Annotated in this window: 19 protein-coding genes; 6 read left to right on the top strand and 13 right to left on the bottom strand. The window is 40.7% G+C overall.

The genetic code is table 11. From position 1 onward, the window contains the following. Positions 1-180 precede the first annotated feature (180 nt). Positions 181-558 (top strand): Mo-dependent nitrogenase C-terminal domain-containing protein, encoded by a 378-nt coding sequence (locus H6G83_RS09505; RefSeq protein ID WP_190470468.1) that lies wholly within the window; start codon positions 181-183, stop codon positions 556-558. Positions 559-719: 161 nt separating this feature from the next. Here the strand turns inward: H6G83_RS09505 and H6G83_RS09500 are convergent, their stop codons facing one another. Further along, positions 720-2,669 (bottom strand): caspase family protein, encoded by a 1,950-nt coding sequence (locus H6G83_RS09500; RefSeq protein ID WP_190470467.1) that lies wholly within the window; start codon positions 2,667-2,669, stop codon positions 720-722. Positions 2,670-2,866: 197 nt separating this feature from the next. Between H6G83_RS09500 and H6G83_RS09495 the strand changes: the two genes are divergently transcribed. The 3 genes from H6G83_RS09495 (at position 2,867) to H6G83_RS09485 (ending at position 4,766) form a co-directional block, all read left to right on the top strand. Continuing rightward, a complete protein-coding gene (locus tag H6G83_RS09495) occupies positions 2,867-3,343 on the top strand; it encodes a hypothetical protein (RefSeq protein ID WP_190470466.1) in 477 nt (158 codons plus the stop codon). Positions 3,344-3,675: 332 nt separating this feature from the next. Beyond that, the gene (rpmF, locus tag H6G83_RS09490) at positions 3,676-3,849 is read left to right on the top strand and encodes a 50S ribosomal protein L32 (RefSeq protein WP_190470562.1); all 174 of its coding nucleotides are present in this window, start codon (positions 3,676-3,678) and stop codon (positions 3,847-3,849) included. A 326-nt stretch (positions 3,850-4,175) separates the two neighbouring features. Next, the gene (locus H6G83_RS09485; RefSeq protein WP_190470559.1) at positions 4,176-4,766 is read left to right on the top strand and encodes a sulfite oxidase-like oxidoreductase; all 591 of its coding nucleotides are present in this window, start codon (positions 4,176-4,178) and stop codon (positions 4,764-4,766) included. Between the two features lie 69 nt (positions 4,767-4,835). Here the strand turns inward: H6G83_RS09485 and H6G83_RS09480 are convergent, their stop codons facing one another. From H6G83_RS09480 to groES, 11 genes are all read right to left on the bottom strand, one after another. Beyond that, complete coding sequence (locus tag H6G83_RS09480) at positions 4,836-6,218, bottom strand: aldehyde dehydrogenase (RefSeq protein WP_190470465.1); 1,383 nt, start codon at positions 6,216-6,218, stop codon at positions 4,836-4,838. 56 nt (positions 6,219-6,274) lie between these two features. Then, a complete protein-coding gene (locus H6G83_RS09475; protein WP_190470462.1) occupies positions 6,275-7,420 on the bottom strand; it encodes a hybrid sensor histidine kinase/response regulator in 1,146 nt (381 codons plus the stop codon). A 311-nt stretch (positions 7,421-7,731) separates the two neighbouring features. Next, positions 7,732-8,379, bottom strand: coding sequence for a hypothetical protein (locus tag H6G83_RS09470; RefSeq protein ID WP_242044508.1), 648 nt, complete (start codon positions 8,377-8,379; stop codon positions 7,732-7,734). Between the two features lie 50 nt (positions 8,380-8,429). Beyond that, the gene (locus H6G83_RS09465; RefSeq protein ID WP_190470459.1) at positions 8,430-9,713 is read right to left on the bottom strand and encodes a photosystem II assembly protein; all 1,284 of its coding nucleotides are present in this window, start codon (positions 9,711-9,713) and stop codon (positions 8,430-8,432) included. Then, positions 9,706-10,644: an SPL family radical SAM protein gene (locus tag H6G83_RS09460; RefSeq protein WP_190470456.1), complete on the bottom strand. Its 939-nt coding sequence runs from the start codon at positions 10,642-10,644 to the stop codon at positions 9,706-9,708. The genes H6G83_RS09465 and H6G83_RS09460 overlap by 8 nt, the downstream gene beginning before the upstream one ends. Before the next feature lie 209 nt (positions 10,645-10,853). Continuing rightward, entirely contained in the window at positions 10,854-11,621 is a 768-nt protein-coding gene (locus tag H6G83_RS09455; RefSeq protein WP_190470453.1) for a class I SAM-dependent methyltransferase, read from the bottom strand. 365 nt (positions 11,622-11,986) lie between these two features. Beyond that, positions 11,987-12,199 (bottom strand): DUF4351 domain-containing protein, encoded by a 213-nt coding sequence (locus H6G83_RS09450; protein ID WP_190470450.1) that lies wholly within the window; start codon positions 12,197-12,199, stop codon positions 11,987-11,989. Positions 12,200-12,294: 95 nt separating this feature from the next. Next, the gene (locus H6G83_RS09445) at positions 12,295-14,955 is read right to left on the bottom strand and encodes a ParA family protein (protein ID WP_190470447.1); all 2,661 of its coding nucleotides are present in this window, start codon (positions 14,953-14,955) and stop codon (positions 12,295-12,297) included. Positions 14,956-14,966: 11 nt separating this feature from the next. After that, entirely contained in the window at positions 14,967-15,362 is a 396-nt protein-coding gene (locus H6G83_RS09440) for a HEPN domain-containing protein (RefSeq protein ID WP_190470446.1), read from the bottom strand. 148 nt (positions 15,363-15,510) lie between these two features. Then, the gene (gene groL, locus H6G83_RS09435) at positions 15,511-17,145 is read right to left on the bottom strand and encodes a chaperonin GroEL (RefSeq protein ID WP_190470443.1); all 1,635 of its coding nucleotides are present in this window, start codon (positions 17,143-17,145) and stop codon (positions 15,511-15,513) included. Between the two features lie 108 nt (positions 17,146-17,253). Further along, on the bottom strand, positions 17,254-17,565 hold the full coding sequence (gene groES, locus H6G83_RS09430; RefSeq protein WP_066375868.1) for a co-chaperone GroES: 312 nt from the start codon (positions 17,563-17,565) through the stop codon (positions 17,254-17,256). 896 nt (positions 17,566-18,461) lie between these two features. On the opposite strand from groES, the gene H6G83_RS09425 reads away from it, so the two are divergent. After that, positions 18,462-19,139: a response regulator transcription factor gene (locus H6G83_RS09425; RefSeq protein ID WP_190470441.1), complete on the top strand. Its 678-nt coding sequence runs from the start codon at positions 18,462-18,464 to the stop codon at positions 19,137-19,139. A gap of 249 nt (positions 19,140-19,388) precedes the next feature. Here the strand turns inward: H6G83_RS09425 and H6G83_RS09420 are convergent, their stop codons facing one another. Then, positions 19,389-20,870 (bottom strand): cytochrome P450, encoded by a 1,482-nt coding sequence (locus tag H6G83_RS09420; protein ID WP_190470437.1) that lies wholly within the window; start codon positions 20,868-20,870, stop codon positions 19,389-19,391. Positions 20,871-21,408: 538 nt separating this feature from the next. On the opposite strand from H6G83_RS09420, the gene H6G83_RS09415 reads away from it, so the two are divergent. Beyond that, positions 21,409-22,335, top strand: coding sequence for a nucleoside hydrolase (locus H6G83_RS09415; protein WP_190470432.1), 927 nt, complete (start codon positions 21,409-21,411; stop codon positions 22,333-22,335). Positions 22,336-22,440: the final 105 nt, after the last annotated feature.

Raw genomic sequence — 22,440 nt, 5'->3', positions numbered from 1 at the left:
ACCGCTTCCGAGAAATTTGCGATTAACTGAACGTAGTCATAATTTAGGTTTTAACTTCAGTATTTGCCAAAGATTAACGTTATATCGCTATCAAAATGGTTTTTTTCCCGACAAGGTAGTTGTCACGCTGTATAAGTTGATCGCAAAGGTGAATACCCTCATCAAAAAAGAGGCATAACCATGAAGGTATTTAATAATACCACAAAAAAGCTTTTTGTTGCTAGCTGGGTTGCGATAAATCACGCAGAAGTTAACAATAGTCATTTAACCCAGTTGCCAGCTTCTCCTGCTCAGTCACGGTGGGATATTCTCAAACCCCTACGACGCTGGTTAGATAGTATTAAAGTGAGCGATCGCCAATTAGCTCACCGTTTATGTAAAATTATCCCTGCACAATGTCCGTTTGAGCGCGACATTAAGTTATTTAATCAGACCTTGTTACACATTCCGCCTATGTGTAAACTTAACCCTTTATATGAAGAAGTCGTCAGCTTGCGTTTCCGTGCGCTGTGCTATCTAGCTGATGAGTGCGGCGAAGATGTGTCGCAGTATTGTTAGTCAACAGTTATCAGTTATCAGTTATCAGTCAACAGTTATCAGTTATCAGTTATCAGTTATCAGTCAACAGTTATCAGTTATCAGTCAACAGTGAAAGGTGTCTGGCTGTTGACTATGGACTATGGACTATGGACTATGGACTATGGACTATGGACTATGGACTATTGACTCTTCTTCCTCGCCTCCCATTTCTGGATGGCTTCTTGAGCATCTTCGTAGACGGCTGTTCCTTCGGGGACTAAGGTAGCGGTGGCAATTGCAGCAGTAAAGTTTGCTTGATCGGCGCGATTTTTAGCTAGGTCAAGAATTTTTTCACTCCATTGATTAATAGATGTTTTGGCTAAATCAGAGCCTGGTTGACCTTCGGGGACTCTTTTGGCAACTTCGATCGCCCGGTTATAAGTGGAAGCTTGTCCTGGTCTAATTAAGGCGCTAGCAGCATCTATAAGAGTTTGATTGGCGAGAAACTGTTTGGCTTCGGTGCGCCACTGTTCAATAGACTTTTGTGCTTTAGTATATAGGATTTCGTCTTGAGGAATTAATTTAGCAGCTGCGATCGCATGGGCATATTGTCTTTGTTTGGCGCGACCTTCTGCTAAGTCTAGAATCATCTGGCTCCAAATCTGAATATTTTCCTGCGCTTGTGCATATAAAGGTTCGCCGGGTTTGATTTTTTTTGCCGTGGCGATCGCTAAACTTAGATCACTAGCTTGTGTTTGTTTCAGGGACATTTTTGCTAGGTCTAAGACAGCTTGATTACGCTTTTTTGATTCAGAAATAGGCGCTATTTGGGCAGTTGATTGGTTCTTGGGTATTTGATTGTTGGGTATGTTTAATGGCGCTGGAGATAGCTGAGGGAGTGGGCGAGGAGTTGAGGGGGTTTTGATGATTTGTGCATCACTGTTAGCGGCTAATTGCTGCCTCGCTTTTAAAATTTTAACTTGATTGCGAAGTAAAACAATAGAAATTAAACACACAACTACCATCGTACCGCCACCCCACAGGAGAAACTGTCTCCATAATGGCGGCTCTACTTTATTTTCGGGTAGCCGAGAAATATATGGTTGGGGAGCGTTGGGGATGAATCTCCCACCCGTCCCTTCTTCATCGGGCTGGGGTTCAGTATTTTCATCTGGTAATGGCTGTTTATCTAGGGTAACGGTTGGTGATTTGCCATTACCGTTGGTTTCCAGCCCTGGAGATTGCCTCCAGATGCGGAATTTTGGCTGATTGTCATTGTTTCTTGACGATTCGCCGATGGAGGGTGCTGTGAAGGCTACTGCAAAGTTTTCCTCGGAAAAAATAATCGGTTCGGATGCCGATGGTTCTATGGTGCTAGGAACGGCTTTGCTCTGTTCTACTTCTGTATCGCTTGTGGTTTCTATTGGCGGCAAAATTGTCTGTTCATCAAAAGGAATAACTGCTACGGGGTTTTGCGTAGGTCGCCAGTAATGCTGAGATAATTCGGGAGTAAGAACACTTAAGTGTTGTGTTAATTGGGTTAAGTCGCTACCGTAACCGGAACGCAACGCCGACAACAATGAGCCTGTAAATATCCCATGTCCGAGTTCCCGACTTTCTTGCGAAAATTGGTCTGGCTGACAGGACAAAATGGTGGCGAGTTGTAATTCTTCGGCGAGTTCGATGATTTCCTTACCTACGGGAATATCCCCTTGACTGCCACAAGCACGATTGATATCGAAGATGAGTAAGACATTGAGGTTAGCTAGCTGCAAACTTTGCATTAGCGATCGCACTTCGATACCAGTCTCTTCTGGTAGTTTGGGATCACCTTCTACGGGCATCAGATAATCTCTGCCGTTGCAGTGGACAGCATAACCGCTAAAGAAGAACCATAAATGGTCATCTGGTTGCCAACAAACTGCGGCTAAATCTTCCAGCCACAGCAATATATGGTCTTTAGTGGGGTATGTCGGTCTGTCTTCAATTGGTGGGGAAGTATCCGTCATCAGCAGGCATTGTTGGGGGAAAAAGCCTGCTTGTTGAACTAAGAAGTCTTTTAGCGCCTCCGCATCGGCTTGGGCGCAACGTAAAGGTTGAAATAAATGATATTGATTAACGCCTATGGCGATCGCCCAGTAGTTTGCCATCCCGCTCTTTGTAGGTTGTTGTATGGTTGCCTAAAATTGCGGTTGGCTTTGCTGAAAAAACAAAGCTAACCTATGTCTAATAGTCTAGGAGATTCTTATCGAGTCTTTAAAGAAACGTACTTTTTATCACTTTCCGTTTCCGGAAAATTTCTCAAGCTATTCAAATTAAAGAACCTCAATTAAGGAGCTATCAGGTCATGAGTAAGAGTAGTCCTCAACAACTATCATTAATCATTCCCTTTCAAGTTATTAGCCAACTTGCCAAAAAAATCCGGACATTTCCACTAATTTTTTGGCTTTTATTTCCTATTCCTGTATGGCTTGTAACAGAAATAGCTTTTCCTGGGATTGTGCGAGCTTACACAGCCAGAGTTGACTTGACTATTGATAGATTACCTGATGAAACTTACGAAGCCATACTACGCCGGGCAGAAATGGCAGCTAGGGCCGCAGCTCAACGCAGCTTCGACAAAGATATTTTAGTTACAGATATTTCTGTGTATGTCTCCGTACAAAGTTATGGTGCGATCGCACCAATCTTACTCCTAGATGTCAGCCGTCAACAATGGCGCAATCGTCCCGACCCCCAACGCTGGGCGACCTACTTCAAAAGCACCCAATCACTCTTAGGCTTTGACAAACTACAAACCTCACCCAACCCAGCCGCGAAGTAGAGGGGACAGTTGTCAGTTATCAGTTGTCAGTTATCAGTTATCAGTTATCAGTAGGACTTACGCAACTGGCATATTTTTCTGTAGGGTGTGTGACGCTGCGAAAATATTTGAACGTAGTTATGAGACCTGTAGCGTCACGCACCAACCACCAATTGTGACACTTGCGTAAGTCCTGATCAGTTATCAGTTATCAGTTGTCAGTTTATTTCCACTGTCCACTGTCCACTGTCCCCTGTCCCCTGTCCCCTGTCCCCTTTTTCCCCCCAATAGTGATCATCGCTATTTGATCGCTTAGAATAGAAAGGTTGTCAAGAATTACGATATCAGCTAGTATGGCGGTTCCTAAGAAGAAAACATCTAAATCAAAACGCGATAAACGTCGAGCTACCTGGAGACATAAGGCTGCTGTGGAAGCGCAAAAAGCTCTCTCCTTGGGCAAATCTATTTTGACTGGACGTTCTACATTTGTCTATCCATCTGCCGAAGAAGAAGACGAGGAAGAATAGTAAAAAAGAGGTAATGAGTAATCGGCAGAACCTATTACCCATTACCTCTCACCCATGACTGATGATCAAATAATCATATAAAGTAAAGAGTAATTTATCCTTAGCTCCTGATTTTTTAGTGTTTATTAAAATTAATATTTATCGATAGAAATTTCCTAGCAAGGAAAATGAAGAGTATTGATTGCTATTAAGAAACAAGGCAGGAGGCAGAAGGCAGAAGGCAGGAGGGAAGAGGATTTTACTTGTTTGTTTCATTCGTAGCGGGTGGTGTGCCGCCAGTGGGGCTGCTATTAAGAAACTTCTATATTGTTAGCTATTATACAGGTATGCTCGGAAAATTTTTTCAGAAACCAGACCAAGAAAATGCTGACCGCGTTCCCCCTGGACAGCATTTAGCCAAGGGTTTTCCTGTCTTAACCTATGGCGCAGCGCCTAAAGTCAGTATCGACGGGTGGGAGTTTCGGGTTTGGGGTTTGGTAAAACCTGCCATTTTTACATGGTCGGATTTTATGGCTTTACCTCATCACGAATTTACGGCAGACTTTCACTGTGTCACCCGTTGGTCTAAGCTGGATGTCAAATGGACAGGGATTAAGGTCACAGATTTTATGAGTCTGATTGAGGTAGATCCTCAAGCTGCTCATGTGATGCAACATTGCTATGGTGATTACACTACAAATATTGCAATGGAAGACTTTGTGCGGGAAGAAAACTTCTTTGCTTTTAAATTATTTGGTGAAGACCTTCCCTCAGAACATGGCGGGCCGATGCGCTTAGTTGTACCTCACCTTTACGCCTGGAAAAGCGCCAAGTGGATTAATGGTTTAGAGTTTCTTAATAAGGAAGAACTGGGTTTTTGGGAACGCAATGGTTATAACCGTCGCGGTGAACCTTGGGCGGAAGAACGGTATAGTTAATTGGTCATTAGTCCATAGTCAACAGTCCATAGTTATTTTACCCAGTCCCCAGTCCCCAGTCCCTAGTCCCTACTTAATTATTCGCTTGAGTAGGGATAATTTATCTTTGTAAGGAGCGTAACGCCAATTTAGGTCAAACCAGAAGGAGTTTTTCAAGACGCTTTTGTAATGGGAAAAGGTGTCAAAACTGGCTTTACCGTGATAATTACCCATACCGCTATCACCCACGCCACCAAATGGTAACGATGAAACGCCTACCTGCATAATTGTATCGTTAAGACAAACTCCGCCAGATGAGGTTTCTTGCAAGATGCGTTTTTGCAGGTTTTGATTTTGCGTAAATAAATATAAAGCTAGGGGTTTTGATTGAGAGTTGATTAAGGCGATCGCATCTTTAATATCTGTGTATTCAATCACAGGTAAAATCGGCCCAAAAATTTCCTCCTGCATGACAGGATCGCTCAAAGCAACGTCATCTAAAATTGTGGGAGCGATATATTTTTCCTCATAATTTGTTTCACCACCAACGATAATTTTCCCGTTGTTCAGAAACTTAGTTAAACGCTCAAAATGTCTATGGCTAATAATTCTGCCATAATCTGGACTTTGGGCTGGGTTCTCGCCATAAAGTTCTTTGATTGTTTTTTGTAAGGCGGCGATTAAATCTTTTTTAATATTTTGATCCACTAATAGATAGTCAGGCGCAATGCAAGTTTGTCCTGCATTCATGAACTTACCCCAAGTGATGCGTCTGGCTGTATGTTCGAGATTAATGTCAGTATCAACAATACAAGGACTTTTACCACCCAACTCTAATGTCACTGGTGTGAGGTGTTTGGCGGCGGCTTCCATGACAATTTTACCTATGGCTGTACCACCAGTAAAAAAGATGTGGTCAAATTTTTGAGCTAGTAATTCTTGGCTAGTTTCCACCCCACCTTCTACTACTGCAATATACTCGCTCTGGAAGTATTGAGGAACGAGTTCTGCGACTAAACTAGAGGTATGAGGCGCAAGTTCTGAAGGTTTGATGATAGCGCAATTTCCGGCGGCGATCGCTCCAACTAAAGGTGAAATTATTAGACTAAATGGATAATTCCAAGGGCTAATAATTAAAACAAGTCCTAAAGGTTCAGGATAGATTTTTCCTGAGTAGGAAAAAAAGTCTAGGGGAACATCTGCTTTTTTGGGTTTAGCCCATTTTTTGACATTTTTGATAGCATAATTAATTTCTTGAACAACACTAATTTCTGATAAATATGCTTCAAATTCTGATTTATTTAAATCGGCTTTTAAGGCTTGAGTTATTGGCTGTTCATTTTCTGTAACTAATTGTTTAAGTTTGTGCAATTGTTCCAGACGAAAATTCACATCTTTGGTCTGACCACTAGCAAAAAAATTACGTTGTTTCTCGATTATTTGAGTAACCTCGGATTTTGTAATGGTAATCATTGATTTGCATCCTTGATTAGTTGGTTTATGCAACTACATATAAATTATACTTTAAATTATATTTTTACTGGTAAGCTAACAGTAAATACACTGCCTTTACCTATGTCTGAATTAACTATAATATTACCTTGATGGGCTTCCACAATGCGCCGAGAAAGATACAAACCTAATCCACTACCAGTAATTTTATGATTACCTTGACGAAATCTTTCAAACAATGTTGCTTGTTCTTCTAATGGAATACCTGGGCCTGTATCTGCTATTTCCACATTTATATAGTTGCTGTGGGTAGGGGATAAAGAAGAGTCAGCAAAATCTGTTTGAGGACTGATGGTTACGGTTTTGATGCGGACAGTGACTGAACCAGAGGCTGTAAATTTGATGGCATTACCTATAAGATTGGTAAATAAGCGATGCAGTTCTAAGCGATCGCCACTCACTATACTCTTTATCGATACATCCCCAAAATCTCGATTCATCGCCAAACGCTTTTCCTGCGCTAAGGGTGTCAGTTCTCCAACTACCTCATCTAATAGTTGACTAAGATTCACTGGTTGAAATGCCAAAGTTTTACGACCAGCTTCAAAGCGATAAACTTCTAATAAAGTGTTCACCATCGTCAGCAAGTTGATATTACTACGCGCCATGATGGTAATTACTTCGTACATTTGCGGCGATAAATCTCCCAAAGCACCTTGTTGAAATAGCGCCAGCATCCGATCAGCTGCAACTAAAGGTGTGCGTAAATCATGGGTGAGACGAGAGACAAAATCCTCACGCTGACGGGCGATTTCGTCGCGTTCATCCATACTATGCTTTAAGCGTAACAGCGATCGCACCCTGGCGAGTAATTCGTCCATTGTCACAGGCTTGCGGATGAAATCATCAGCGCCCAAATCTAGTCCATGCGCCACATTTGGGGCATCATGGGCAGTAATTAGTAAGATGGGGATGTACTGCTGCAACTTCATCTCCCCACGCACCCGCCTAGTGACTTCGTAACCATCCATTCCCGGCATCATTAAGTCTAACAGCACCAAATCACAAGGAGATGCTTGCAGTTGCGCCAATGCGGAAAAGCCATCTTCGGCGGTGCTAACTGTGTAACCTTCTCCCTCTAGAATGGTTTTGATGAGAAAGACGTTATCGGGAGAATCGTCAACTACCAGTATTTTGCCAGATTGAGGAGATTGTGCAACCATGTGAAACTAAGTTATAGGGTAATAGGGAATTTTGCTGTTAAACAAGCGATCGCCAGAAATAAAGGGCGTTTTTCTGATATGCTATATTTAGCTGTCCCGTAGAGTAGGATAGCTTCCTATGGATATTCTGGCAATTAACTGTCAACTTGATTTAGCTGAGGAAACTATTACCCGTAAATCCTCACAAATCTACATATAGCAGGGGACAGGTGACAGGGGACAGGTGACAGCCACTGAAGATGCTTGCTGTAAAGATTTTATGATTCATCCATGTCTTAACATATCTGGCTACTGCTATATAAGATGAGTATTTATTCTCCAGATGTGAGATTATCTAGAAGTTGCTGAAATTCGGTAGTGGATGGAATTGCGATCGCTCTTTTCAGCAGTGTCTTGAGTAAGGATGGCTGATCAATTTTATTAATCGCTTCCACAATAGAAGTTGGTACTTCGCCAAATCTGGTATCTAGCACTTCGATCACACTTTCTCTAGCAGTTTCAACAATTCCTTCCTCTTTTGCAAATCTTTCAATACTGGTTACGTACCGCATCCTTTGTACCTCCTGGTAACTCTTGACTTCTGTTGTAAAACTTAGCGCCAACTCTCTTGGTAAAACCATTATCCAGTCGATAAACCGGAATAATTCCTGAACATCTTCTCGGCTGTATCCCCGTTCAAATAACCTTCTCACTAGGCTTAATTTCCACTGTAGCCGATTTTCTGGGTTTCGTTGCGTTGCCTTGGTTTTAAGATGCGCCATGACAATTATCCCAAAGGGGTTGGTGGTTTGTTCTAGGGTTTCCCAAGTTGCTTCATAGTCTAACAATTTCGCTATGGGGAACTCCAAACTGACGCGACATCCACCTAGTTGATAGCTGTAATTACTAGGTCGCCAATTTGCTTGTTCATCGGCTAAGACAGCCAAGCTGATAACTCGCTGTTTATGACGGTCAAACAAACGGTAATTGTAGGTGTTCCTCTAGGTTTAAAAAAAGATATAACCTCTCATCACCTCCTTCCTACAATCACGTAATCATCTAACGTATAGTGTGCCGGATACTTTTGATTAAAATACTTTTGTATCAGAGTAAACATATAAATTTGCTTAGGTAGATTTTGTTCAGCAAATTTACCAAACTCTATAGCAGAACAAGACTTTCTAGTATCTGTGGAAGTTAAATATTGATACCAAACTAAGTTTAAACCTAACTCTGTCAGAAACTGACATACAATATTTTTTTCCTGTTCTTGGTCTTCACTTAATTGACAATTATAAATTTTGAATAATTTTTTATCTTGAATAATTAATAATACATAACCTTGCTCATTGAGTCCATTAGCAAATATTTCTTTATAATTATTATGTGCTTTAACTCTTGCATCTGAATCAGAAAAGAAGCAATGAGAAACCACAATGAAATCAAAAAACTTCTCTGGGACGCTGCTAGTTTGATTTTGCCAATTTAAGATATCATTAGTCACAAATCGATAGTAAGTATTTATCGGTTTAGCCTGAGACTCTATATATTTTCGCCAAAACTGGAGTCCTCTGTACTGAAAAGTATCTTGTTTCTCTAAAGAGTAATAAGATATGTGGATTTGTGGTAAAGTAACAAAATCATTCACACTTTGCAGAAGCAACGCTAAACCATAAGCAACTGTTCCAGGGCCTGCTGCAATATCAAGGACATTCATTTTATGATTTAGTAACCCATGCTGGTAGATGAGAAACCAAGCTAAATATAAACAATAGACATTTTCTAGAAAATATTTCATAAAATAGACATGGGGTGTCAGGCTAAAACGATAGTCTGGGTCTTTCCCCTTCTTTAAATTATTAATATCATCTATCGCATCTGCCAATTTTTTAGCCAATTGCTGTTCAGGTAATTTACCAAATTCATCGGTGAGATAATCAACAAGTTGTGTTTCCAGATGTTCAAACATCCTTTCTTCAATACCAGTTGCTTGCAGTTTATATTTATCATGTTGAATTAAATTAAACCTCTGATAAATAAATTCGATAAAATCTGGATTTGGGCTTAATGTTAAACTAGGCTCTGATTCTGGTATTGCTGTTATAGCCTGCCTTAAATTGGTAATTTCACCTTGATATTCCTGGGATAAACGCTCAAGTCGTAGTTTATCAATAAATAATTTTTCTATCCAAGATAATTTTGCACCTGACTTTTGAATTTCGTGTAATATTTTGACTGCTTTTTTGTTTTCACCACGGCTGACAGCTAACTTAAACTGCTGACTCCGCCACCAATTGGCGATAACGTTACTCATAACCAAAACCCTCTTTACCTTCTTTAATTTCTACATGAGTCAGCCGAGAAACTAACTTTTCTTTGAATTTGATATAACTTGATTCTTCACTTGCATACCACCAAGCATATTTTGGCTTAACTGTATTAGCTTCTGGACGAGTTGAGGCTATAAGTGAGCGATTATGGCTAGGATGGAAATCTTGAATTACAATCCTATCAGCGATAGCAAGTTTGTCAATAAAACTTGTTTCATCAGTTAGTAAAGTAGGCAGTAAAGGCGTAATAGTAATGGAAATTTTCGGGACAAAACCTTTGAAAGCATCTATCTTTTGCTGAATTATAGAAATGGCATTAAACCTAGCTTTAATACTAGGCGATCGCGGTTCAAAATCCTTCCGTACCAACTCACTCCCAGTAGGGATACTCATATTAATGCGTAAGCGCTGAAACCGTTGCAAATAATCAATATCTCTCGTAATAATCGGACTGCGAGTTTGAATCACCAAAGTCGGTGTAGGATAACCATTATCTCTAACCTCAAGCATCACCTCCAACAACCTCCGAGTTAGTCCATATCTAGATTCAAATGGCTGATAAGGATCTGTCACACTACTCATATAAATCCGAGGAGGAGTTTGGGGATTTTTTGCATACCATTTATATAATTCCTTAGATAAAACCTCCTCAGCATTTTCTTTAAAAATCACCCAGTTACCCCAATCTTGGCGCATCTTATCATTGGGACTAAAAGCCGCAGCATAGCAATAACTACAACCGTATTGACAACCACGATAGGGATTTAATGTAAAATCATAAGCAGCAATAAAACCAGTTGCTTTTGTTAGCAAAGATTTAGTCTGCTGTCCATAAACATTAGCATTACCAAATTTTTCCCGGACTAATCTAGTTGGTTCACCTTCGCAGTAACCTTCATACCTGATTTTTGCCATTGTCAGTAAAGATATTTATGTATAACAAGGGACAGGAAACAGATGGATAAGTTGCTGTCTATATAGATTTTATGATTTGTTTATGTCATAATCTATGTTGCAGTAGCCATAATTCCCACTGTTACTATTAAAGCAGTGAACAGTTATCAAGTTTAGAGTGGGGGATGTGAACTGATAACTGATAACTGATAACTGATAACTGATAACTGTCAAACTGCTTCCCCAAGATGTACGCTAGTACGATAAACCATATAAACAAAACCTTGCTCATTGCTAAACTGTTGATATAAATCTTGTAAATGAGCGATCGCTTGTTCATAAGCAGCACCTGCACGCGGGAAATAAGATACACTCATCGCTCGACCAATTAAGCCAGATAAATCTAATTCTTGACGATAAATAAATGTATACTCACGAATATTAGTAAAATGCGGAGTAGCTAACAAAGGTTCTACCGACTGCATCCTTGATTCTGCTGGGTGGTTATTGGATGCTTGGCGGACAATGCGGCTATACTCTGCGGTTAACGCATCTTCCTGATCGCGGTTATTCCACACCACAGCCAACCGTCCCGATGGTTTGAGGATGCGGTGAAACTCCAATAAAGTTGGTTCTGGGTTAAACCAGTGGAAGGCTTGAAAACAAGTGACCAAATCAACCGAATTATCGGCTATTTGGGTAAATTCTGCCGTTCCCTCACGCAACTCTACCAATGGGTGAGGTTCAGCAGCTTCTCGCATCGCTGCGTTTGGTTCAATAGCTATAACTCTCACACCACGTTCAGCTAATAAGCGTGAGGAAATTCCTGTACCTGCACCAATATCTGCGGCTACAACTGGCGAATATAAGCCTTCAATAATAGTATCAATAGCTGCGGCTGGATAGCTGGGACGATATTTTACATAAGCTTCAGCTCTATCGGAAAATCTATCCAGGGGGTTGAGGGTGTGTAGGAGTGTGGTGTCTGTTTCGCTCATATATGTTGCTGCAAAACTTAGAGTCAATTTTTAATATATGGGAGTTGGGGTGTTGCTGTTCGCTCTCTTTCCACAATTACAGTAGCCATCACCGCCACTGGGTACAGACTCAAAGAAATTTCCCGTCACTAATTGACAACGTTCTTGTACTTAAAGTTGAGGATATTTACTTTTGTTCCCATTAGGACTTACGCAACTGGCATATTTTTCTGTAGGGTGTGTGACGCTGCGAAAATATTTGAACGTAGTAATCAGACTTGTAGCGTCACGCACCAAGCACCAATTGTGACACTTGCGTAAGTCCTGCCCATAAAAAACAGCCACCTTTTTGAAGTAGCTGGTTTCCAGTATTTGTTAACTTAACCCTAGCTTTGCTGATTTAACCAAGCTTCTAAATCACGAACCTCAGTGAAATCAAATAAAGCTTCTCCTAAATCTTCTAACTGATCAGCAGATAAATTCCCAACACGTTCAAATAATGCAGTGTCGATATCGCCAAAACGCCGTCTAAGCATACGACTAATCAGTTTAAATGCTTCCTTTTGAACGATGTCTTGATAAATCACTGACTCTTTCATAATGTCCTCCCGTAACAATTGACGAATCAAGCCTTTCTCAAACCGTAAACCCGCTAGAATTTCTATGCAACCTGCAATATCAAGTTAAACAATTTTTATACCGCACCTTGCCGAATCATCTCAAAACCGTATACATATATATCCGCAACCTTATAGCATTTACGGTTTTCGCGCCATTCAATAATGCCAATTTGAATTAACAAAGAAGAAAATTCTTCAAAATCCTCTATCTCCTGTACTGATTCCTGCCATATATTATGTAATTCTTCTCTTTGTAAAAAAGCTGATTTTTGCTTAAGAGAATCAAAAAAATTAGCCAAATTGGGATATTCTTCTTTTATTTCATCACACCGTTTTTCAGATGCTTTTTTCAAGCCGCTTTCTAGAGATTTACTTCGTAGTAAACGATCGCTAGGAGGTTGAATTGATGATTTTCCTTTATAGCTTAATTCTTGTTCTTTTGCTCCTTCTAGTAATATACTTAAACTTCGAGGAAAAGTTGTACCACTTGAATCTGTTAATCTCTCATAAACCCATCTGGATACATATTTAGCTTTGTCCCCTGTTCTACGACGACTCCCCCAAAGTAATTCTAAGGATTTATCAATCGCTTCTTCACTGGCTTGATCAATGCTCTCAACAGCAATGGGAGAAAATCGATCAACTAAATTTTTGAACTGTTCAGATTGTATTACTTGACGCAGGGCTAATCGTAAAAAATCTACTCTAGTCCATTGTAAAAGAATATCACGTCCATTAAAATGACTTTTGTTGTCAAAAATCAAACTATTCCATATATCTTCTCTCAAGAAAATTTTAAATCTAATTGCTGTTAATTTGTTAGCATCACAAGATTGTATTAATTGAAATAGTCCAGTAAGCGCTTCCTGTCTTACTTCCCCTACTTTACGAAAATCTTCATCTAAATCATCGTAAAGAAACCACAGCTTTTGAGATTTATTTTTAATTTCTTGATTAATCATATCTATTCCATCCTTAATTATCAGTATAAAATGAGGATGAATAGATAATTGTTGTAAAGCTTGTGTAGATTCAGAAGGCCATCGGTCTTTAGGCAAATTACTAATAATTTCTTTAAGTTCCCTAAATTTATCACCTCTAGGAACCTTAAACAAGCCTTCCTGATAACATCTTAACAGTAAATAAGCCCTCCAGAAAGACTCCCATGAGCCACCATTCTGCTGCAAATATTGATGAATGGTTTGAAACTCATCACGAGAGGGACGACGTTCATTAAAACTACCATGTGCTGATAAGAATATAGTGTTATCTAAGCGTCCACGAGCTAGTTTCTGAGCAACAGTTTTGTGTTTAAGAAAAAGCGAATATAGAGCAGTTTTACCTGTTCCTTTTCGTCCTCTTATCAAACAGGTTGTATCATCTAAAAATTTTTCAAAATCAGTAGTACGCTGAAATAGGAAACTCAAATCTTTTGTATTAGCAGCATTTATTTCAGGAAAATGTAGGCTTTCAATAATTGACCAACGTTTCTCTGAATTAGTTAAAATATTTCTGCGTTGGAGTTCATCTGTCTCTTCATCAATCAAGTTGGCAATTTTATTATAGTAATCTAGTAAAGCTGGTACAGGATAGTTTTCAGCTAAAGCAATTAGGGAAAGATAAGGAACCACTAAAGGCTCTTCTATTTCTGATTGAAAATTATCTAAATCTTCCTCCTCATCAGTTTCCTTAATTTTCATTTGCTTAAACAAAAAATTCCATATTTTTTTTACTTTAGATAAACCAGATTTATTAACATCAGGTACAGGAGAAAAAACAAAATTAATTGATAAATTTTTAATACTTTGTAATGATTGTAAAAGTACTTCTATTCCTTGTCTATTTTGTTCATTAGGGAAAAGAAAAATAATTGCTTCATCAGCAGCTTGAATTAAAGATAAAGCTCCCCATTGATTAATTCCAGTCCTTGAATCAATTAAGAGAATATCAGGTTTTAATTGTTCATAGATTTCACGCTTAAAAACAGACCACAGATTTTGATCTCCATCAATAACAGTAGTGGCATGAAGATCATCAACCTTAGAGACATAATCAAGATTAAGATAACCAGCAGGAACAACGAATAATCTTCCTGTGGCATTAGGTATTCTTACTTCACCAAATATTTCAGCAATTGAAATACTTGGTTTTACTCCTTTTGGTAAGTAGGAACGTTCATAAAAATAGTCAACAATTCCGTATTTGGGTTGTGGTTTAAGGTTAAATGCTGTACTCAAACCAGGTGCTTCTAAATCTAAATCTACGGCGACAACTTTACGTCCCCGCATTGCTAAAATCCAAGCAACATGAGTTAAGGCAGTAGTTCGGCCTACACCTCCTTTAAAGGAATAAAATGTGACTGTTCTGGGTATTCGAGGTTCACTATGGGGAATTTGAGGTTGATTTTGCGGATTTGCAGCTTGAATTGCTAAATCTTGCCAAGTTTGTACTGAAGGTGTATTGGAAACCTGCGGTGCTGAAAGATTTAGTGAATCTGCTTCTTGAGGTGTATATAAGGAAATAAACCCAGGAGATAAATGAGGAACTTGAGATTTTAGTAAGTTAAAAATTTGTTCTTTACGCTGAGGAATAGATAAATTAATAAATTTTTCACTCACAATTGTTAAATTTAGCAAGCCTGACGTAGAAATATTGATATCAACCCACTCTTGCAAATTATTTACATACTGATTATTAATCTGCTGTTTTAGCAAAACTTGCCAATTGTCCTGCATTTTTCACCTCTTTAAAGTTGAGTGGCTTGCTTCATTAACCAACTTGTAATGCTATTGTATGCGTGTAACCAGCGTCTGTAATTGGAATCATCAGGCTCAAGGCCAGAATAACGCATATCTATAAAATGTTGACCCATTGGATTTTCAACTTGATCTAGCCATTTCCTTGCTTCGGCAAAATTATCAATTCTAGATTTAAGTTTGTTATGTTTGCTTAGAAGTTCTGTATAACTATGTGTTCTTAAGTTATCACTTGTAACTCCGCGTAAAGTGTTACAAATAATTGCTTTTATTAAACACTCAATGGTTATACCTCCAAAGTGCATAGCTCCAACTCTTCTTCCTGATTGACTTAGACTGTCAGTATCAAGGCGACGGTACATAAAAGCGGCTTGGTAATCTTCCATACTTAGCAAACTGAGAATTGAAGCTTGATTAGTATATTATTAAACAATAATTATTTATTTTATACTTTGGAATACTGAAATATTGCTACAAAAAACAGCCGCTTCCCTTGTGGAAGCGGCTGTTTTTCACTTATCTAACTACAGAATCTTAGTAATCGAAGTCACCGCCGCCAGCGCCAGCGCCAGCAGGAGCATTATCTTTGGGTTCTGGTTTGTCAACAACGATGCACTCGGTTGTTAACACCATACCTGCGATAGATGCAGCATTTTGCAGTGCAGAACGTGTTACCTTCGCGGGGTCAACGATACCAGCCTCGAACATATCAACGTATTCGTTGGTAGCAGCGTTGAAACCAACGTTGAAAGCTTTCTCTTTGACACGTTCAGCAATTACTGCGCCGTTTTGACCTGCGTTTTCCGCAATTCTCTTTAATGGTGCGGGTAATGCACGAGCAACAATCAAAGCACCAGTCAATTCTTCATCTTTGAGGTTGCTGGTAGCCCAAGCTTCGAGGTCGGGGGTGAGGTGAGCCAAGGTTGTACCACCACCAGGAACGATACCTTCTTCAACAGCAGCTTTGGTAGCGTTGATAGCATCTTCTAGGCGGAGTTTCTTGTCTTTCATTTCGGTTTCGGTAGCCGCACCAACTTTCACTACAGCTACACCACCAGAAAGTTTAGCCAAACGCTCTTGGAGTTTTTCTTTGTCGTAGGAAGATTCAGTTTCTTCCATTTGGCGACGAATTTGTTCTACACGAGCTTTAACTGCAACGTCGTTACCTTCAGCAACAATTGTGGTGCTGTCTTTGGTGATGGTGATGCGGCGAGCTTTACCTAAGCTGTCTAGCTTGGTGTTGTCTAGCTTCAGACCAGCATCTTCGGTAATTAGTTGACCGCCGGTGAGGATAGCGATATCTTCCAGCATAGCCTTACGGCGATCGCCAAAACCAGGAGCCTTGACAGCAGCTACATTCAGTACACCGCGTAAACGGTTAACTACCAAAGTTGCTAAAGCTTCTTTTTCAATATCTTCAGCAATAATCACCAGAGGACGACCAGCACGCGCTACTTGCTCAAGAACTGGGACTAAATCTTGCACCAGAGCAATTTTCTTGTCGGTCAACAGCAAGAAAGGCTCATCGAAAATCGCTTCCATCCGTTCTGGGTCGGTGGCGAAGTAGGGGGAGATATAGCCTTTGTCAAAGCGCATCCCTTCTGTTACTTCCAATTCGGTAGTTACAGACTTACCTTCTTCTAAGGAAATAACGCCTTCCTTACCGACTTTATCCATTGCTTCAGCAATCATCTGACCGACTTCATCGTCGTTACCAGCAGAGATTGCCCCAACTTGGGCGATCGACTTAGAATCTTCTACAGGACGAGCGTGTTCTCTGATTCTGTCAACCAAGAAGCTGGTAGCTTTATCAATACCGCGCTTCAACAGAATCGCGTTAGCACCAGCAGCTACGTTGCGTAAACCTTCTTTGACAATTGCATGAGCCAAAACGGTAGCGGTAGTTGTACCGTCACCTGCTGCATCGTTGGTTTTGGAAGCAGCTTGGCGAATCAAAGCAACGCCAGTGTTTTCAATATGATCTTCTAATTCGATTTCTTTAGCGATGGTTACACCGTCGTTCACGATTTGGGGCGCACCAAATTTCTTTTCTAATACTACGTTCCGACCTTTGGGGCCAAGGGTAACAGCTACAGCCTCAGCTAAAATGTCAATACCACGCTCCAGGGCGCGACGAGCGTTTTCGTTGTAAATAATGCGCTTTGCCATAGTTGTGTCAATCTCAGGAAGTTAAATCAACTGTTGTGTCATGAAATTTGGTCATTGGTAATTGGTCATTGGTAATTGGTTTCACTATTACCCATTACCCATTACCTATTACCCAACCACTGCTAGAATGTCTTTCTCAGAAAGCAGTACGTATTCTTCAGTTCCGAGCTTGATGTCAGTGCCAGCGTACTTGGAGTACAGCACTTTATCGCCTACTTTTACTTCCAACTCTTGACGGCTACCGTCGTCATTACGCCTGCCAGGGCCAAGGGCGACTACTTCGCCTACTTGGGGCTTTTCCTTAGCGGTGTCGGGCAAATACAGACCACCTGCGGTCTTTTCTTCCGAGGCGCTCACTTTCACAAAAACGCGATCGCCTAAAGGTTTGACTGTCGATACACTTAAAGATACAGCTGCCATATTTAATTTCTCCAGAGTTAGCACTCTCAACTCCTGAGTGCTAATTTACCGAAAACCATCCTAGCATGGCAATGTTTTCATGGGTACGGGTTTCCGAACAGTGGACAGTGAACAGTGGAAATAACCTGATAACTGATAACTGATAACTGATAACTGACAACTGATAACTGATAACTGATAACTGATTTAACAGCCCCGTAAGTAATAATACTCAATTATTCGTATTTTTCAGGTTTTTTTCTGTAAGTAACGAATATTTTTATATGGACAACTTTATTTGCAAAGTGGGGAAATTGTTATAGAACAGTAATCAGAGAGACGCTCAATGAGTAACAATACAGTCATGTAGTGCAACAAAACTCAAGGTTTAGAGCTTGCGTGTTTGTTGTTCTAGATCGATAATAATTGTCTACCCGGAAGTGTCTGGTTTCGCCAAGCAAACCCGGAGGTTATTGAGCGGATCATCCAAGAACACTTGATAGGCATAATGGTGGTGCAAGAATATCATTTTTAACCCATCCTTTGCCGAAAGTTCCCTTACTTGCTTGTAAACATCTAACAAAGGCTTAAAATCTGAAGGGTATTTGTAGAGCAGTAAGCCAATGAAAACGCGGGTTGTGTTGCAGCTAGGGTCATCTTAAGCCAATACTTACTTGTGACTAGAAAGATTATTATTTAATCAGTGTATTTTCACCCGCAATTTTCAAAGGGAGATATAATAGCGCATTATAATACTATTGCTCTGCGTATCCTTACTGGAATTTTGCCAATGCACTGGTGATGTCATCGAAAGTGAAAACCACTTTGAAGACTCCAAGGAAGAAAGGGCAACTTAAGTGGGAAAAATGACAACATCTCAACAATCCACCATATAAGGATAACCATTCAAGACCTTGATGGATCGAAGCGCGACAAGTGCCACTGCTATGAAAGAGCCCAGCATGAAAGATCACAAACGACTCCTATTAATTGATGATGACCCTAACCTCATCTTGCTGGTGAAGGACTACTTGGAATTTAGAGGATACGAAGTCATCACGGCAGAAAACGGAAGAGAAGCTCTGGAAATTCTCGAACATGATGTTCCAGACATGATCATCTGTGACGTGATGATGCCAGAAATGGACGGATATACCTTTGTTGAACAAGTCCGGCAAAATGAACGCACCAGTTGGATTCCTGTTCTTTTCCTCTCAGCGAAAGGACAAAGTGCAGACCGAGTTAAAGGTCTGAACAAAGGTGCAGATGTTTACATGGTCAAACCTTTTGAACCAGAAGAACTCGTTGCACAAGTAGAATCTTCACTGAAACAAACTATCCGTTGGAAGGAACACCAAGTCAAAGGCGGGGAAAACGGCTCCCGCATTCAAGTTCCTTTCGATGTGCAGTTAACTCCCACCGAACTCAAGGTAGTGCAGTTTGTCGCCAGGGGTTTAGCTAACCGCGAAATTGCTGAAGAATTAAACGTTAGTCAGCGCACCGTTGAAAGCCATGTGTCCAATATGTTGGGCAAAACCAATCTCCACAACCGCACCGAACTCGCACGGTGGGCGATTGAAAACCAAATGGCTTAAATAGCTATCAGCATTCAGCCGTCAGCTTGATAGTGATTAACTGACAGCTGACAGCTGATAGCTCATATCAATTCAAAATTCGCTCATTCAAAATTCAAAAATTCAGAAATTCACATCTGATTTGAGTTTTAAAGTTTGTGTCTGCTGCTGAATTTTGGGGAATTGGTATTAAGTAGGAACAGGCAAATAGACTGAACTACATAAGTCAAGGTCAAGAAGCTCAAAATCTCCTGCCTCCTGCCTCCTGACTTAATTATTTAGTTCTACCATCTCACATACATTACCTCGCACTTTCCCCACACCCTGGGTAAATTGGCGGTCTTGTTTGTGGATCAGCATTTGCATTCCATATTTGGGAGCCATGACAATTAGTGCATCCCTGTCTAACCGTTGCTGAGAAAGGTATTGCAGGCGATATTGAGTTAACAGCATTGCTAAGACAATTTTTATCTCCATCAGCGCAAAGGGTGCGCCTATACAAATGCGAGACCCAGCGCTAAAAGGGTTGTATTCATACATTGTGGGTTCTTTGAGTTCCCAGCGCTGGGGAGCAAACTTCTCTGGGTTGGGGAAGATTTCCGGCATATGATGGGTGTGGTAAATGCTGACGAAAACTTCCGTCCCTGTCGGTAATTCATACCCTCCTAAAGATGTTGGTTGCGATGTTACTCGCGCATTCCAAGGTACAGGCGGTAAAATTCGCAAACTTTCTTTAATTACTCGGTCTAGCAAGGGTAATTGCTGCAACTTCTCTACAGTAGGTGCTGCGCCTTGCAAAACACTCTCTAACTCATCAAGCAAGTCGGCGGCTACTTGGGGATGTTGGGAAAGTAAAAATAACGTCCAGGTTAAGGCGTTGGCGCTAGTTTCATGACCAGCCGCAAAGATGACGCTGACATGACCTAGCAATTCATTTTCCGTTAGTCCCAAACCACTGTCCGCATCCCGCGCTTGGATAAGCATTGAGAGGACATCCTTTGAGTCTAAGCCTTGGGCTTGTTTTTGGCGTATGAGGGTACGCATCTGCTCATCTAATTGCGCCATCAAACTGAGGAGACGGTGAAAAGGTAGCCCTGGGACATCAAAGGGTAAGATGGCGATCGCAGGTGAACCCAACAAAGTGCCAATTTCCTGCAATAATCTCGCACTCTTAAACCCCTCATCACCAATATCCGCACCAAATAAGGTTTTAGTCGCCACGCGCAAAGTCAGCATTCGCATCACTTCACAAAGATTAACAGACTGACCTATTGATAATTGTTCTAGCGCCGACTGGGTAATAGTCACAATATCATCACAATAGGACTCAATGCGCTGTCTATGAAAAGCCGGCATTAATAGCTGGCGGTGTTGACGATGAGTTGTGCTGTTAACCCCAAATAACCCCACACCAAAATTTTTTAAGGTTTCCGTGCGTGGAGACTCATGACGCTTGCGATACAAGCCTCCAGTTAAAGGATATTTGTGATAAACCTCATGCTGTGTTGTCACTTGGCGAACATTTTCCGGGCCATAAGCCAACACAGTACCGGGACAGTAATCTTCTGATGAGTAAATATTTGTCCCGCCTCCTGCCACTAAAGACACCACTGAACCATATTTTTTAAATAGACAACGCGATAAAGTGATAGAGTCTTTGACATATCCAATAAGCGGTGCTATACGTCCAAAAATGGGTAAAGGATTAGGCCCAGGTACAGTTAATCTCGGTCTATCAGTGGTTATTGCCATCTTTATATAAAACACCAGGAATATAAAAATGTTAGTTCATTATTATTTGGTGAGATAATAAAAATTTATGCTCGATTAACTGGTTAACCTGTTAAAGATTTAATGGATTTTTGCTAAATAAAATACAGCATTAAAATTGTGCTTTTCGAGTCAGTTTTTTATTAGACAGTTGACAGTTGAAAGTTGTTTTTTTAATTGTGGAATTTTGATTTTATCGTAATTCCGAGGTTTAAAGACCCCTACGTCTGTACGTAGCAAATTTTCAGTTGGGGTTTAAATCCCCAACTAAAAATGTCTTTAATGCGCGAATGCGTGAATGCGCGAATTGTTAATTGTGTTCTTTTGTTGTAGCTTTTTATAATCAGCAAAACTTTTTTTCATTGTCATAATCAAACTAACTGTAGGGTGCGTCAGCCCTAATAATTTGGTACACATTCAAGGATTTTTCACATCTGACGCACCCTACCCCAAGTGCCAGTTGGGTAAGTCCTGAATCAGCAAAACTCTTTCTTTAGTTGTTTTTATTAACCCTCATCATATGCGTAAATTTATCATCGACACAGATACGGCTTCGGATGATGCGGTGGCGCTCATTATGGCGCACCATTGGCCAGATGTGGAAGTTGTCGCGGTGACAATAGTTAACGGTAATGTTCCCGTTGAGCAAGGGGTGAAGAATGCTTTATATACCCTTGATGTATGCAACGCCTCCACGCCTGTATATGTCGGTTGTACTAAGCCAATGCTACGTGAATTTAGTTATGCTGATTGGTTTCATGGCAAAGATGGTATGGGTAATATGTACTATCCAGAACCGAAAAGAAAACCCGAATCAAAACACGCCATTGATGCAATTATTGACACTATTAAAAAATATCCAGGGGAAATTACGCTGGTGACGTTGGGGCCGTTGACAAATATTGCTGCTGCGCTGTTAAAAGCCCCAGAAATTGCCGCATTAGTTCAGCGTTGCGTAATTATGGGCGGTGCTGCTAATACAGTCGGTAACGTCACACCTGCGGCTGAGTATAACATTTGGGTAGACCCAGAAGCCGCCAAGATTGTCTTTCATAGCGGGATGGCGATGGAGATGGTAGGGTGGGAGTTGAGCCGCCACGATGCAGCGTTGACGGCGGCGGAAGTGGAAACAGTGATGAACTTGGGAACCCAAAGGGCGCGTTTAGCAATGGAGTGCAATCAAACAGCCTTGGAGGCTTCCATGAAAATACAAGGTGCTGTTGGTTTAACCTTAGCTGATCCTGTAGCGATCGCAGTTGCCCTTGATCCAGATATTGTCACAAGTCAAGGCAAATACTTTGTAGATGTGGAAATTACGAGTGAACTAACTAGGGGCGCTACAGTAGTTGATCAGCTAGGTGTTCTACATAAACAGCCCAATATGAATGTAGTTTGGGCAATAAATGTAGGGCGATGGAAGGAAATATTGTATCTTTGTTTACGTTAAACTGAGAATAGGGGCTAGAGGTTAGGGACTGCCAAAAATGAAATCATTCAGCCAAAGCGAAGATAATTAAAAAACTCTTCTGCTCCCCTGCTCCCCTGCTCCCCT

It is taken from the genome of Anabaena azotica FACHB-119 (assembly GCF_014697625.1).
In the GTDB taxonomy this organism is placed as follows: domain Bacteria; phylum Cyanobacteriota; class Cyanobacteriia; order Cyanobacteriales; family Nostocaceae; genus Trichormus; species Trichormus azoticus_A.
This window is presented reverse-complemented; position numbering and strand designations above follow the sequence as displayed.

Coding starts and splice junctions, on each gene's coding strand:
- H6G83_RS09505 (WP_190470468.1), top strand. CDS start 181: ATGAAGGTATTTAATAATACCACAAAAAAGCTTTTTGTTGCTAGCTGG.
- H6G83_RS09500 (WP_190470467.1), bottom strand. CDS start 2,669: ATGGCAAACTACTGGGCGATCGCCATAGGCGTTAATCAATATCATTTA.
- H6G83_RS09495 (WP_190470466.1), top strand. CDS start 2,867: ATGAGTAAGAGTAGTCCTCAACAACTATCATTAATCATTCCCTTTCAA.
- rpmF (WP_190470562.1), top strand. CDS start 3,676: ATGGCGGTTCCTAAGAAGAAAACATCTAAATCAAAACGCGATAAACGT.
- H6G83_RS09485 (WP_190470559.1), top strand. CDS start 4,176: ATGCTCGGAAAATTTTTTCAGAAACCAGACCAAGAAAATGCTGACCGC.
- H6G83_RS09480 (WP_190470465.1), bottom strand. CDS start 6,218: ATGATTACCATTACAAAATCCGAGGTTACTCAAATAATCGAGAAACAA.
- H6G83_RS09475 (WP_190470462.1), bottom strand. CDS start 7,420: ATGGTTGCACAATCTCCTCAATCTGGCAAAATACTGGTAGTTGACGAT.
- H6G83_RS09465 (WP_190470459.1), bottom strand. CDS start 9,713: ATGAGTAACGTTATCGCCAATTGGTGGCGGAGTCAGCAGTTTAAGTTA.
- H6G83_RS09460 (WP_190470456.1), bottom strand. CDS start 10,644: ATGGCAAAAATCAGGTATGAAGGTTACTGCGAAGGTGAACCAACTAGA.
- H6G83_RS09455 (WP_190470453.1), bottom strand. CDS start 11,621: ATGAGCGAAACAGACACCACACTCCTACACACCCTCAACCCCCTGGAT.
- H6G83_RS09450 (WP_190470450.1), bottom strand. CDS start 12,199: ATGAAAGAGTCAGTGATTTATCAAGACATCGTTCAAAAGGAAGCATTT.
- H6G83_RS09445 (WP_190470447.1), bottom strand. CDS start 14,955: ATGCAGGACAATTGGCAAGTTTTGCTAAAACAGCAGATTAATAATCAG.
- H6G83_RS09440 (WP_190470446.1), bottom strand. CDS start 15,362: ATGGAAGATTACCAAGCCGCTTTTATGTACCGTCGCCTTGATACTGAC.
- groL (WP_190470443.1), bottom strand. CDS start 17,145: ATGGCAAAGCGCATTATTTACAACGAAAACGCTCGTCGCGCCCTGGAG.
- groES (WP_066375868.1), bottom strand. CDS start 17,565: ATGGCAGCTGTATCTTTAAGTGTATCGACAGTCAAACCTTTAGGCGAT.
- H6G83_RS09425 (WP_190470441.1), top strand. CDS start 18,462: ATGGATCGAAGCGCGACAAGTGCCACTGCTATGAAAGAGCCCAGCATG.
- H6G83_RS09420 (WP_190470437.1), bottom strand. CDS start 20,870: ATGGCAATAACCACTGATAGACCGAGATTAACTGTACCTGGGCCTAAT.
- H6G83_RS09415 (WP_190470432.1), top strand. CDS start 21,409: ATGCGTAAATTTATCATCGACACAGATACGGCTTCGGATGATGCGGTG.